Source organism: Stenotrophomonas sp. YJH_SMC_48-3 (genome assembly GCF_059369375.1).
Genome location: NZ_JCAFSQ010000009.1, coordinates 1 through 13,339 on the forward strand (window position 1 = coordinate 1; position 13,339 = coordinate 13,339).

12 protein-coding genes are annotated in these 13,339 nt (G+C 67.5%); 8 read left to right on the forward strand and 4 right to left on the reverse strand.

Annotated features, from left to right (window positions below; genetic code table 11):
• Positions 1-465: 465 nt before the first annotated feature.
• Complete coding sequence (gene tyrS / locus AC5P65_RS14545) at positions 466-1,677, reverse strand: tyrosine--tRNA ligase (RefSeq protein WP_111097656.1); 1,212 nt, start codon at positions 1,675-1,677, stop codon at positions 466-468.
• A gap of 167 nt (positions 1,678-1,844) precedes the next feature.
• On the opposite strand from tyrS, the gene AC5P65_RS14550 reads away from it, so the two are divergent.
• Together AC5P65_RS14550 and AC5P65_RS14555 are read left to right on the forward strand one after the other, a co-directional pair.
• Positions 1,845-3,317: a M23 family metallopeptidase gene (locus AC5P65_RS14550; RefSeq protein WP_021203123.1), complete on the forward strand. Its 1,473-nt coding sequence runs from the start codon at positions 1,845-1,847 to the stop codon at positions 3,315-3,317.
• A 65-nt stretch (positions 3,318-3,382) separates the two neighbouring features.
• Complete coding sequence (locus AC5P65_RS14555; RefSeq protein WP_111101789.1) at positions 3,383-4,510, forward strand: anhydro-N-acetylmuramic acid kinase; 1,128 nt, start codon at positions 3,383-3,385, stop codon at positions 4,508-4,510.
• Between the two features lie 79 nt (positions 4,511-4,589).
• Here the strand turns inward: AC5P65_RS14555 and AC5P65_RS14560 are convergent, their stop codons facing one another.
• The 3 genes from AC5P65_RS14560 to AC5P65_RS14570 form a co-directional block, all read right to left on the reverse strand.
• Positions 4,590-4,820 carry a hypothetical protein gene (locus AC5P65_RS14560; protein ID WP_005407775.1) on the reverse strand — a complete coding sequence of 77 codons (231 nt, stop codon included), beginning with the start codon at positions 4,818-4,820 and terminating at the stop codon, positions 4,590-4,592.
• Between the two features lie 77 nt (positions 4,821-4,897).
• Positions 4,898-6,271: an AmpG family muropeptide MFS transporter gene (locus tag AC5P65_RS14565; protein ID WP_019661780.1), complete on the reverse strand. Its 1,374-nt coding sequence runs from the start codon at positions 6,269-6,271 to the stop codon at positions 4,898-4,900.
• Positions 6,268-7,068 carry an exodeoxyribonuclease III gene (locus tag AC5P65_RS14570; protein WP_005420469.1) on the reverse strand — a complete coding sequence of 267 codons (801 nt, stop codon included), beginning with the start codon at positions 7,066-7,068 and terminating at the stop codon, positions 6,268-6,270. The genes AC5P65_RS14565 and AC5P65_RS14570 overlap by 4 nt, the downstream gene beginning before the upstream one ends.
• A 162-nt stretch (positions 7,069-7,230) precedes the next feature.
• Here AC5P65_RS14570 and pyrE point away from each other — a divergent pair, with 162 nt between their 5' ends.
• From pyrE to kdpC, 6 genes are all read left to right on the forward strand, one after another.
• Entirely contained in the window at positions 7,231-7,890 is a 660-nt protein-coding gene (pyrE, locus tag AC5P65_RS14575; RefSeq protein ID WP_005420471.1) for an orotate phosphoribosyltransferase, read from the forward strand.
• 18 nt (positions 7,891-7,908) lie between these two features.
• A complete protein-coding gene (locus tag AC5P65_RS14580) occupies positions 7,909-8,571 on the forward strand; it encodes a hypothetical protein (RefSeq protein WP_134735224.1) in 663 nt (220 codons plus the stop codon).
• A gap of 221 nt (positions 8,572-8,792) precedes the next feature.
• Positions 8,793-8,885: a potassium-transporting ATPase subunit F gene (locus AC5P65_RS14585; protein ID WP_005407770.1), complete on the forward strand. Its 93-nt coding sequence runs from the start codon at positions 8,793-8,795 to the stop codon at positions 8,883-8,885.
• Positions 8,886-8,897: 12 nt separating this feature from the next.
• Positions 8,898-10,607: a potassium-transporting ATPase subunit KdpA gene (gene kdpA, locus AC5P65_RS14590; RefSeq protein ID WP_111101787.1), complete on the forward strand. Its 1,710-nt coding sequence runs from the start codon at positions 8,898-8,900 to the stop codon at positions 10,605-10,607.
• 10 nt (positions 10,608-10,617) lie between these two features.
• A complete protein-coding gene (gene kdpB / locus AC5P65_RS14595) occupies positions 10,618-12,675 on the forward strand; it encodes a potassium-transporting ATPase subunit KdpB (RefSeq protein WP_111101786.1) in 2,058 nt (685 codons plus the stop codon).
• Positions 12,672-13,322, forward strand: coding sequence for a potassium-transporting ATPase subunit KdpC (gene kdpC / locus AC5P65_RS14600; RefSeq protein ID WP_180832807.1), 651 nt, complete (start codon positions 12,672-12,674; stop codon positions 13,320-13,322). The genes kdpB and kdpC overlap by 4 nt, the downstream gene beginning before the upstream one ends.
• The last annotated feature ends 17 nt before the right edge of the window (positions 13,323-13,339 follow it).

Genomic DNA, 13,339 nt, shown 5'->3' on the forward strand with positions numbered 1-13,339 from the left:
CGTATCGCTTGCTTTAAAACAATTAATAGTTGCTTGATCAAACGTCTGCAAGATGGACAATCATCCTTCCTGCAGGCGCCTTCACAAGATACCTGCGCATACTTTCAAAGATCCGGGGAAGTGGCCTCAGCGCCGTTCCCGTGTGCCGCGAAGTTTCCTTCGTAGCGAGCCGCCCATTATGCCAGACTTTTTCAGTCCGTCAACACCTTCGTTCGATCATCTCGTTCGGCGGTGGTGGGCGCCCTGGCGTCGCTGAAGCCCCTTGGTGGCGACCCCTGCGACGGTGGAGGAGAAGTATGTCCCCATTCCCATCATTTGTGAAGGGGGTGTGGCGATTTTTTTCACCGGATGTTGCATCTGTTCATGCGCCGCGCTGCGGTAGGACCCCGTGAAGAGCAGCCGAGCGTGGGCTTGGCTCTACAAGAGCATAAGGAAGGGCCGGCTGGCGCCGGCCCTTCCTTGATGTCAGGCAGCGATCAGGCGTACGCGGGCGAAGGTGCGCTTGCCTACCTGCAGCAGGCCTTCGAAGCCCGGCTGCAGCACCTGCTGGCCGTCTTCGACCACTTCGCCATCCACCTTCACCGCACGCTCCTTGAGCTTGCGGTTCGCTTCGGAGTTGCTCGGAGTCAGGCCGGCCGCGGTCAGCAACGCGGCGATGCGCAGGCCCTCGGCCGGAATCGCCACCTCCTGCAGCGGCAGCTGGGTGATGTCGCCCTGCCCGGTCACCGCCGCTTCCCAACCGGCGATCGCCTGTTCGGCCGCCGCGGCGTCATGGAAGCGGGTGGCCAGTTCACGCGCCAGGCGCAGCTTGACCACGCGCGGGTTCAGGCCGCCATTGGCCACCTGCTCGCGCAGCTGCACGGCCTCGGCCTGGCCGATGTCGAAGGACAGCAGCTCGATCCAGCGCCACATCAGGGTGTCGTCCACCTTCATTGTCTTGGTGACGATGTCGATGGCCGGCTCGCTGATGCCAATGTAGTTGCCCAGCGACTTGGACATCTTGTTGACGCCGTCCAGGCCTTCCAGCAGCGGCATGGTCAGCACCACCTGCGGCTTCTGGCCGTGGTGTTCCTGCAGGCCACGGCCCATCAGCAGGTTGAACTTCTGGTCGGTGCCGCCGAGTTCGACGTCGGCCTCCAGGGCCACCGAGTCGTAGCCCTGCACCAGCGGGTACAGGAACTCATGGATGGCGATGGACTGCTGGGCGGCATAGCGCTTGGCGAAATCGTCGCGCTCGAGCATGCGCGCCACGGTGTGCTGGCCGGCCAGACGGATCATGTCGGCCGCGCCCATCTTGCCGAACCACTCCGAGTTGAAGCGGACTTCGGTACGGCTGCGGTCCAGCACCTTGAAGACCTGCTCCTCGTAGGTGCGGGCGTTGGCCAGCACATCGTCGCGGCTGAGCGGCTTGCGGGTCAGGCTCTTGCCGGAAGGGTCGCCGATCATGCCGGTGAAGTCGCCGATCAGGAAAATGACCTGGTGGCCGAGGTCCTGGAACTGGCGCATCTTGTTCAGCAGCACCGTATGGCCCAGGTGCAGGTCGGGGGCGGTGGGGTCGAAGCCGGCCTTGATCCGTAGCGGGCGGCCTTCCTGCAGGCGCGCACGCAGATCCTCGAGCTTGAGGATCTCGTCGGCACCGCGGCCGATCAGGGCAAGGGCTTCTTCAATCGAGGACACGTGACTACTCCCGGCAACGCCGATTCTTCTGTGGGGTGTTAAAGCAAAGTTAACCCGATTGGCTTCACAAAAGCCAATGGGCACAAGGGTTTGACGCGCTTTTATCAGGTGTCTATGGTAACCGGCGATCAGGCCCGCGCTCCCGGGCTGCAAGGAAAGAACCGCCGATGCACAACTCCGAACAAGGGCGCGCACGCAAGCAGCGCTTCCAGGAACGCCTCCACGTCCTGCACGACAACGCCCTGCATCGGAAGCTCAGGCAACACCTTCCCGCGGCCTTCAATGAGCGCTGGACCCGCCGCCACTGGGTGCATGCCAGCCTGTTTGCCACCATCGGCGCCCTGGTGGCGACGATCGTGCCGGGCTTCTCGCACACCATCGACGCCCCCTTTGCCGACAGCCATACCAGCCTGGCACTGCCGTTGCCGCCGCTGACCATGGCCCGCCAGCAGCAGGTGCCGGGCGACAGCTGGCAGGTGCTGCGCGTGCAGCGTGGCCAGACCCTGAGCGACCTGTTCGACAAGGCCGGCATTCCGGCCACCACCCTGCACCGGGTACTGGACCACCCGGGGGCGCGCGAGGCGCTGACCAAGCTGCGCCCCGGTGCCGAGATAGCCTTCGACATGCCGCTGTCCGGCGACCTGCGCAGCATCCGTTTCGACCGCGATGCCGACAACCGGGTGGAACTGAGCCTGGTTGGCGATGACATCAAGGAGAAGGTGACCCGACGCGAGACCTCCACGCGCACCGTGGTCACCAGCGGCGAGATCACCAGTTCGCTGTATGCCGCGGCCCGGCGGGCCGGGCTGTCGCCCTCGGCGATCGCGACGATGACCGACGAGATCTTCAAGTACGACATCGACTTCTCCAAGGACCTGCAGCCGGGCGACCGCTTCAGCGTGGTGATGGATGAAACCTGGCGCGAAGGCGAGAAGGTGGACACCAGCAAGATCCTGGCGGCGACCTTCACCACCGGCGGCAAGACCTATTCCGGCTTCCGTTTCGACCGCAACGGCAAGGCCGAGTACTACGACATCAACGGCCGTTCGTTGAAGAAGAGCTTCATCCGCATGCCGATTCCGTTCGCGCGGCTGAGCTCGACCTTCGGCGCGCGCAAGCACCCGGTGCTGGGCAAGATGCGCATGCACAAGGGGGTGGACTACGCCGCGCGCACCGGCACCCCGATCATGGCCGCCGGCGACGCCCGCGTGCAGTTCGCCGGCGTGCAGCGCGGCTATGGCAACGTGGTGATCCTCGATCACGGCCGCGGCCATACCACCCTGTACGGGCACATGTCGCGCTTTGCGAACATCAAGACCGGCCAGCGCGTGGCCCAGGGCACGGTGATCGGCTACGTCGGCTCGACCGGCCTGGCCACCGGCCCGCACCTGCACTACGAATTCCGCGTCAACGGCGAGCACCGCAACCCGCTGACCGTGACCATGCCGCCGCCGGAGCCGCTGAAGGGCGCCGAGCTGGTCGCCTTCCGCGCGCAGACCGCGCCGGCGATGGCCCGCATCCAGGGCATGGAGAAGCTGATCTACGCCGATGCCAGCCCGGCACCGACCAGCCGCGACGAGGCCGCCACCGAGGTTGCCAGCGCCAAGGACAAGCAGGCAACCGGCCGCAAGCGCGGCTGAGCCCCTTCGTTGACGAAGAAGGACGCGGCAGCACAAGCTTGCCGCGTCCTTTTTTTATGCCTGCCATGAACACACCTGCCGACGCTGACGCTCCCCTGTACCTTGGCCTGATGTCGGGCACCAGCGCCGACGGCATCGATGCCGCGCTGGTGCAGTTTCCCGCCGACGGTGGCTGCCGCTTCGTGCACGGGTTGACCGCCCGCTGGGAGCCGGTGCTGCGTGCGCGGCTGGTGGCGCTGGGTGAAGGCGGCCCGCTGGACTCGCTGGAGGAGCTCGGCGAGCTGGATGCGCGCATCGCGATCAACTTCGCCGAGTCGGCCAACCAGCTGCTGGCCGAAGCCGGCGTGGACCGCAGCCAGGTGCGCGCGATCGGCTCGCACGGCCAGACCGTGCGCCACCGCCCGCTGGCCGATCCGGCGTTCACCGTGCAGCTGGGCGACGGCAACCGCATCGCCGAGCTGACCGGAATCACCACGGTGTCCGACTTCCGCCGCCGCGACCTGGCAGCCGGTGGCCATGGCGCACCGCTGATGCCGGCCTTTCACCTGGGCATGCTGGGCACCGCCGATGAGGACCGCGCGGTGCTCAACCTGGGCGGCATCGCCAACCTGACCCTGATCCCGCGCGAAGGTGCGGTGCGTGGCTTCGATACCGGCCCGGCCAACGCGTTGATGGATGCCTGGTGCCAGCGCCATACCGGCCGCACCTTTGATGCCGACGGCGCCTACGCCGCCAGCGGCGCGGTGGACGAGGGCCTGCTTGCCGGCTGGCGTTCGGACCCGTGGTTCGCGCTGCCGCCGCCGAAGAGCACCGGGCGCGAGCAGTTCCACCTGGCCTGGGCCGAGGCGCACATGGGGGAAGGCCAGTACGCCGCCGCCGATGTGCAGGCCACCCTGCTGGAGCTGACCGTGGCAACCGTGGCCGATGCGCTGCTGACGCAGCAGCCGCAGACCCGGCGCCTGCTGGTCTGTGGCGGCGGGGTACGCAACCGGCAGCTGATGACGCGCCTGGCGGCGCGGCTGCCGGGAGTGCAGGTGGAGTCCAGCGCGGTACACGGGCTGGACCCGGAATACGTGGAGGCGATGGGTTTTGCGTGGCTGGCGCAGCGGACCATGGAGGGACTGGCCGGCAACCTGCCGAGCGTGACCGGGGCCAAGGGGCCGCGGATCCTGGGGGCGATCCACCTGGCGTGAGCTGGCGCCATCCACGCATGGCGTGGATCTACCGGGCAGCCGCGCGTGGGCTCGGCTCTACAGCATTGCGGCGCGGCCGCTAATCGAAGCCCTGCCCTGCCGGCAGGGCCTGCAGGGCGGCGATGGCGTCGGAGAGTGCGTCCACTTCGGGATCGCCGAAGCCGGAGCGGACCTCCAGTTCACTGCTGAACAGGCCCTGCTCCAGCAAGGCGGCGCAGGTCTGTTCGTGAGTCCAGCCGCGGGCGACCGCGACGCGTTTGATGCGTTCCAGCAGCAGCGGGTCCAGGTCCCGCAGCACAACGTCGGCCATGCTCGCTTCCCCGTTCGCAAGGCACCGCCCCCTCGGCGCGTCGGGGCGATGATCCCGCAGACCGGACGGGCAGGCAATCAGGTCGAGCTGGCGGCCTGGCGACGACGCTGCTGCAGGATCAGCAGGGCGCACAGGATCACCACCGGGATCGCCACCAGCGCGGTACCGACGAAGAACAGCGCGTAGCCTTCCAGCAGCGTCCGGCCTTGTGCGAGCGCCTGTACCGACCACCCCGAGAGCCCCTTGAGCGCCTTGCCGGGCATCGCGTAGAACGAGCTCAGCAGCGCGTACTGGGTTGCCGTGTATCCGATGCTGGTCAGGCTGGACATATAGGCGATCAGCGCCGTACCGGCGAAACCGCTGGCGAAGTTGTCGATGGCCATGGCCACGGCGAAATGGGTTGTGTCCGGGCCGGAATAGGCCAGCCAGGCAAACGCCAGGTTGGAGGCCGGCCCCAGCACGGCGCCCACCATCAGCGCCGCCAGCACGCCCCAGCGCACCGAAACCAGGCCCGCCGCAGCAATGCCGACGAAGGTCGCGACCAGGCCCACCGAGCCACGCACGGCGCCCACGGTGTCCTCGTCCAGGCCGAGATCGACATAGAAGGGGTTGGCCATCGGCCCCATGACGAAGTCGGCCATGCGATAGATGCTGATGGCCACCAGGATCAGGATCGCGCCGCTGCGGTGTTCGCGGACGAAGGCGATGAACGGCCCGGCCACGGCGTCGAACAGACCGCGTGGCGTCCACAGCGAGGTCGCCTGTGCCTGCACGGCAGCCACTTCCCGCGCGGGCTCGCGGGCCATGAGCACGGCCACCACGCCAAGCGCCATCAGCACGGCCATGATCTCGTAGGAGACCTGCCAGCCGACACGGGCCGCGATGATCAGGATCAGCGCATCGGTGACCAGCAAGGCAGTGCGGTAGCCCAGCGCCGAGGATGAGGTCAGCAGGCCGAGCTGCTCGCTGTTGTCAGCGCTTTCGATGCGCCAGGCATCGATGACGATGTCCTGGGTGGCCGAAGCAAACGCCACGATCACGGCCATCACGCCGAATACGACGATGTGCTGCCAGTCGACACCCAGGAACTGGATCTGGCCGCCCTTGGGCTGGACCAGTGCCATGCCGACCAGCCCCACCACCACGACCAGCTGCGACAGCAGCATCCAGCCGCGGCGGCGGCCGAAACGACCGAACAGAGGCACGTCGGTCTTGTCGACGATCGGCGCCCACAGGAACTTCATGGTGTAGGCCAACCCGACCCATGACAGGAAACCGATCGTGCTCAGCTCGATGCCTTCCTTGCGCATCCAGAAGCCGAGCGTGTTGCCCACCAGATAGATGGGCAGGCCCGAACTGAAACCGAGCAGCAGCATCGCCAGCACCTTGCGCTGGCTCAGGTTGGACAACACCTGCTGCCACGGTCGGCGCGGCTTGGCGGCCTCGGTCACAGGTCGTAGTCCACGGTGAACGGGGCGTGGTCGGAGAAGCGCTCGTCGCGGTAGATCGAACAGCTACGCAGTTTGTCGCGCAGGCCCGGGGTGATGAACTGGTAGTCGATACGCCAACCGACGTTGTTGGCACGGGCGGCGCCGCGGTTGCTCCACCAGGTGTAATCCTCGCCGGTGGGGTTGAGCAGGCGGTAGGCATCGGCCCAGCCACGGCCGGCGGCGACATCGGTGGCCTGGCCATGGTCGGCGCACAGGGCGTTGAGCCAGTCGCGCTCCTCCGGCAGGCAGCCGGAATTCTTCTGGTTGGACTTCCAGTTCTTGATGTCCAGCGCCGAACGCACGATGTTCCAGTCGCCGCACAGCACGTAGTCGCGGCCGCTGCGCGCCCACTCCTCCAGGATCGGCCGCAGCCATTCCATCACTTCGAACTTGAAGCCCTGGCGCAGGTCGCCCGAGCTGCCGGACGGGATGTAGAAGGAGACCACGCTGAGGTTGCCGTAGCGTGCCTCGATATAGCGGCCTTCGTCGTCGAACGGGGCCCAGCCCAGCGAGGTGATGACCTGGTCCGGTTCGCGCTTGCTGTAGATCGCCACGCCGCTGTAGCCCTTCTTGGTGATGGCATCGCGATAGAAGCAGTGGTGCCCGTCCGGACGGAACATCGGGTCGGTCAGCTGGTCTTCCTGGGCCTTGGTCTCCTGGATGCACAGGACGTCGGCGTCCTGGGCACGGAACCAGTCGAGGAAGCCCTTGGTCGCGGCGGAACGGATGCCATTGGCGTTGAAACTGATGATGCGCATGCAAGGGACCTACGACAGGAAACCGGGCAAGCATACCGGTTGCCCACGGGGCTGCGCAGTCTGCCCGGCCGGGCCGCGACGCCCTTCACACGGGTCCGGACGAGCGCGAAACGCCCAGCTGGATTAGGATTTGTGCTCCAAATGAAGATGAATCGAGTTTTGATGAGCGACCACCGCCACCGTTTCCTGCAGCTGGCCCTGACCGCCGATGCCCTGCGCTTCGGCCAGTTCACCCTCAAGTCCGGCCGGCTGAGCCCCTATTTCTTCAATGCCGGTCGTTTCGACTCCGGCTCGCTGCTGTCGCAGCTCGGCGCCTGCTACGCCGATGCCATCGATGCCAGCGGGATCAAGTACGACGTGGTGTTCGGCCCGGCCTACAAGGGCATTCCGCTGGCCACCGCGATGGCCTGCGAGCTGGCCCAGCGTGGCCGTGACCTGCCGCTGTCGTTCAACCGCAAGGAAGCCAAGGACCATGGCGAAGGCGGCCAGCTGATCGGCGCGGACATGAATGGCAAGCGCGTGCTGATCGTCGATGACGTGATCACCGCCGGTACCGCGATCCGCGAAGCGCTGGGCATCATCCGCGCCGCCGGTGGCACCCCGGCCGGCATCGTGGTGGCGCTTGACCGCCAGGAGATCGCTTCGGAAACCGATCGCCGTTCGGCGGCGCAGTCGGTGGCCGAAGAGGCCGGCATTCCGGTGATTGCCGTGGCATCGCTGGCCGATCTGCTTGATTTCGCCTCCGGCAACCCGGAACTTGTGGGTTACCGTCAGCCGCTGGAAGCCTACCGGGCCCAGTACGGCGTTCGTTCGATCCGCTGACCGACCAGGGGAAAGGTCATGTCCCGAGTTCCTGCTGTTCTCCTTGCCGGCCTGCTGCTGGCCATGCCGTTCACGCTGCCGGCGCAGTCGCGGGGTGGCGACAAGGTGGAGAAGAAGCTGTACTGCTGGAACGAGGGCAAGGAGCGGATCTGCAGTGATTCGCTGCCGGCCGATGCGGTCAATCACGCCCGCGAAGAGTTCAACGCGAAGAGCGGCCTGCGCAATGCGCAGGTCCAGCGCGCGTTGACCGACGAAGAGCGTGCCGCCGCCAGCACGGTGGCCGCGCAGCAGCAGCTGGACCTGATGGCTGCGCAGACCCGCCAGCGCACCGAGCAGGCGATGCTGACCACCTATGGCAGCGAGGACGACCTGCGCCGGGTGTTCGCCGAACGCCAGGAAGTGCTGGACAACAACCTGAAGACAGCCGAGTACAACGTCACCAGCCTGCGCGAATCGCTGGTGGCGCTGCTGTCGGCCGCCGGTGACCGCGAACTGGCCGGTGGCAAGGTGGCCGACAAGCAGGCCGAGGCGATCCGCCAGCGGCATGTGCAGCTGCAGGCGCAGCAACGCCTGCAGGCCGGGTTCCTGCAGCAGCAGCAGGCGTTGAAGGCCGAAATTGAAAGCACCCTGCAGCGCTATCGCGAGCTGAAGGGCGTGGCGCCGGCGAGCCAGGCCCCGTGATTCGCTTGTAGAGCCGAGCCCATGCTCGGCTCCGCGTGACCTTGGGAAAGAGCAGCCGAGCATGGGCTCGGCTCTACAGTAGTCGGCGCCTGGTTACGGCCTGGCCCACGAAATTTATGCACTCTTTACGCGTCGGCCCGGTCCGGCGCGTAGTGCGTTTATGGGCGGCAGGACGACGATGGCGGCCTGAGGTGGAGGGGTTCCACCAGGACGCTACTGCAATGTCCCCCTGGCTGTCGTTGTTGTGTGGCGTGCTGGTGCTGGTCGCCGCCGCCTATCTTCTTTATGTCGTGCTGCGGCCCGAGTCGTTCTGAGCGGAGCCGGCCATGACTGAGATGCTTGTGATTATTGCCGCCAGCCTGCTGCTGGCGTGGCCGCTGGGCCTGTACCTGGCCCGCGTGATGCGTGGCACGCCGATGAAGGTGGACGTGCTGTTCCACTGGATCGAGAAGCCGCTGTACAGGGTGTTCGGCGTCGATCCATCGCGCTCGATGTCCTGGCGCGGCTACGTGCTGGCCTTCGTGCTGAGCAACGTGGTGGTCGCGGTACTGACCCAGGCGGTGTTCATGACCCAGGCCTGGCTGCCGCTGAATCCGGACCAGATCCCGAACATGCGCTGGGACACCGCGCTGCACACGATGATCTCGTTCCTCACCAACACCAACCAGCAGCACTATTCGGGCCAGGCGCAGCTGTCCTACCTCTCGCAGATGACCGGCATCACCGGCCTGCAGGTGGTGACGCCGATGATGGGCCTGGCGCTGGCGGTAGCGACACTGCGCGCGCTGTTCTCGCGTGCGCCGCAGGCTGCGGCCGCCACCGGTAGCGGCGATGACCGCCAGGTGGCGGTGGGCAACTACTACGTGGACGTGGTGCGCCTGTGCGTGCGCTTCCTGTTGCCGCTGTGCCTGGTGTGGACCCTGCTGCTGACCAGCCAGGGCGTGCCATCGACGATGGCCGGTGGCCCGCAGGCCACGCCGATCGATGCCAGCGCCGGCATGGCCCAGCAGAAACTGCCGCTGGGCCCGGTGGCAGCGATGGTCGCGGCAAAGCAGCTTGGCGCCAACGGTGGCGGCTGGTACGGCCCGAACAGCAGCTTCCCGCTGGAGAACCCCACCCCGCTGTCGAACGCGCTGGAGATCGTCGGCATCCTGCTGGTGCCGATGGCGGTGATCTTCATGATCGGTGCGTTCACTGGCCGGCGCCGGTTCGGCGCCCTGGTGTTCAGCTGCATGCTGGGCATGTCGCTGCTGTCCACCGGCGCGATGATGTGGAGTGAAGGGCACAGTGCCAGCGCCGCCACGCCGCTGCTGATGGAAGGCAAAGAGGTGCGCTTCGGCGCCGACGGCACGGCGCTGTGGGCCGCGGTGACCACCCAGGTTTCCAACGGCTCGGTCAACGGCATGCATGACTCGCTGGCGCCGCTGAGTGGCGGCATCGCGATGGTCAACATGCTGGTCAGCGCGATCTGGGGTGGCATCGGCTGTGGCCTGCAGCAGTTCATCGTGTACCTGCTGCTGGGCGTGTTCCTGGCCGGGTTGATGACCGGGCGTACGCCGGAACTGTTCGGCCGCAAGCTGGAAACGCCACAGGTACGCCTGCTGGCCCTGCTGGTGTTGCTGCAGCCGATCACCCTGCTGGTGTTCACCGCGATCACCCTGGCCGTGCCCGGGCTGGCCGGTACCTCCAACCCTGGCTTCCATGGCATCAGCCAGGTGTTCTACGAGTACGTCTCGGCCTACGCCAACAACGGCTCGGGCTTCGAGGGGCTGGGCGACGCCACGCTGTGGTGGAACCTGAGCTGCTCGCTGGTGCTGCTGCTGGGCCGCTTCCCGCTGCTGATCATCCCGCTGGTGGTGGCCGCACAGCTGGCCGCCAAGCGCCAGGCGCCGGAGTCTGCCGGCAGCCTGCAGATCGAAACCCCGACCTTCGCCCTGACCCTGGTCTCGGTGATCGTCATCCTGACCGTGCTGCAGTTCATGCCGGCGCTGGTACTCGGCCCGATCGCCGACCACCTCAGCCTGGGACTGCACTGAGGACACCCCGATGAGTACCCACGCAAGTTCCACCCGTAGTTCCCTTGCCCCGCGCCCTGCGCTGCTTGATGGCGCCGGCCTGCGCCGTGCGTTGATCGAGGCGGTGCGCAAGCTGTCGCCGATGCACCTGGTGCGCAGCCCGGTAATGGCGGTGGTGATGGCCGGTACGATCGTTGCCGCGATCGTCACCCTGACCGGCAATGCGCCGCTGGGCTTTGGCCTGGCAGTGACCGCGATCCTGCTGGTGACCGTGCTGTTCGGCAACTTCGCCGAAGCGGTGGCCGAAGCACGTGGCCGTGGCCAGGCCGCATCGCTGCGCCGCGCGCGCCAGGACCTGGTGGCGCGCCGCCTGGCCGCACCGCAGCCGGGGGCTGCGGAAACCCAGGTACCTGCCGCCGAGCTGCGCCCGGGCGACCATGTGATCGTCAGTGCCGGTGAGCTGGTGCCGGCCGATGGCGAGATCGTGCAGGGCCTGGCCACCATCAACGAGGCGGCGGTGACCGGCGAGTCCGCGCCGGTGCTGCGCGAGGCCGGTACCGACCGTTCCGGCGTGATCGGCGGCACCAAGGTGCTGTCCGACCAGATCATCGTGCGGGTGACCGCCGAGCCGGGCCACAGCTTCCTGGACCGGATGATTGCCCTGGTGGAGGGTGCCAACCGGCAGAAGACGCCGAACGAGATCGCGCTGACCCTGCTGCTGGCGGCGATGACGCTGACCTTCCTGGTGGTGGTGGCCACGTTGCCGGCCATTGGTGCAGCCGTCGGCGTCAAGGTCGATCCGCTGCTGCTGATCGCGCTGCTGGTGTGCCTGATCCCGACCACCATTGGCGGCCTGCTGCCGGCCATCGGCATCGCCGGCATGAACCGTGCGCTGGCCGCGAACGTACTGGCCAAGTCGGGCAAGGCGGTGGAAGTGGCCGGCGACGTCGACGTGCTGCTGCTGGACAAGACCGGCACCATCACCTACGGCGACCGCCAGGCCAGCCACTTCCATCCGCTGGCCGGCATCGATGCCAGCCAGCTGCGCGAGGCGGCACTGCTGTCCTCGCTGGCCGACCCGACCCCGGAAGGCAAGTCGATCGTGCGCCTGGCGCGCGAACAGGGCTGCGCCACCGCCGAGCCGGACCATGCCGACTACCTGGCCTTCAGTGCCCAGACCCGCATGTCCGGCGTGGATCTGGAACATGGGCGGCAGATCCGCAAGGGCGCCGCCGATGCGATCCGTGCCCACGTGCAGGCGCTGGGCGGCAACGTGCCGGCTGAACTGGCCGGGCGCGTCGAGCAGGTCGCGCGCAATGGCGCCACCCCGCTGGTGGTGGCCGAGGGTCGCCACGTGCTGGGCGTGATCGAGCTGTCGGACGTGGTCAAGCACGGCATGCGCGAGAAGTTCGCGCAGCTGCGAGCGATGGGCATCCGCACGGTGATGATCACCGGCGACAACCCGATGACCGCCGCCGCGATCGCTGCCGAGGCCGGCGTCGACGACTACATCGCCGAGGCCCGTCCGGAAGACAAGCTGGCACGCATCCGCCAGGAACAGGCCGGTGGCCGCCTGGTGGCGATGGTGGGCGATGGCACCAACGATGCTCCCGCGCTGGCCCAGGCCGACATCGGCCTGGCGATGAACTCCGGCACGCAGGCGGCGAAGGAGGCCGGCAACATGGTCGACCTCGATTCAGACCCGGCCAAGCTGCTGGCGGTCGTGGAAGTGGGCAAGCAGCAGCTGATCACCCGCGGCGCGCTGACCACCTTCTCGCTGGCCAACGACGTGTCCAAGTACTTCGCGATCCTGCCGGCGCTGTTCGCCGCGGCCGTTCCGACCATGGCCGCACTGAACGTGATGCAGCTGTCGAGCCCGCGCAACGCGGTGCTGGCGGCGCTGATCTTCAACGCCCTGGTGATTCCCGCGCTGATCCCGCTCGCCCTGCGTGGCGTGCGCTTCCGCCCGGCCACCGCAACGGCGCTGCTGCGCCGGAACATGCTGGTGTACGGCCTCGGCGGCGTGCTGCTGCCGTTCGCCGCAATCAAGCTGATCGACCTCCTTCTTGTCCTGGTATTCGGCGCATGAACCGTTCTGTTTCCACCTCCACCTCCCTGCCCCGCGAAGCGAAAGCCGAGGCCCGCGTGGCCAGCCTGCAGGATGGCGCCTGCTGGCGCCCGGCGATCGGCCTGGGTCTGGCCACCCTGCTGCTGGCCGGCGCGGTCTACGCCGGCATCGCCACCGGCTTTGCCGGGCTGGCCTACCCGACCCAGGCCGAAGGCAGCCTGCTGCGCGATGGCAGCGGCCAGGTGCGCGGCTCGGCATGGCTGTCGCAGCCGTTCACCGGTGACGGCTACTTCCAGGCGCGTCCGTCAGCGGCCAACTACGATCCGATGGCCGCGGCCGGTTCCAACCTGGCGCGCAGCAACCCGGCGTTGGCCGAACGTGTTGCCGCCAGCACGGCTGCGGTTGCCGCGCGCGAAGGTGTCGCCCCGGCGCAGGTGCCAGCGGACCTGGTCACCCAGTCCGCCGGCGGACTGGATCCGCAGCTGTCGCCGGCCGCCGCGCAGCTGCAGGTGGCGCGCGTGGCGCGTGCCCGTGGCCTGCCGGTGGAGCGCGTGCAGGCACTGGTGCAGGCGCATACCGAAGGGCGCCAGTGGGGCCTGTTCGGGCAGCCACGGGTGAACGTGGTGACGTTGAACTTCGCGCTGGACCATGCGGCCAAGGCACCGTGATGCCGGCCTGCACCGGC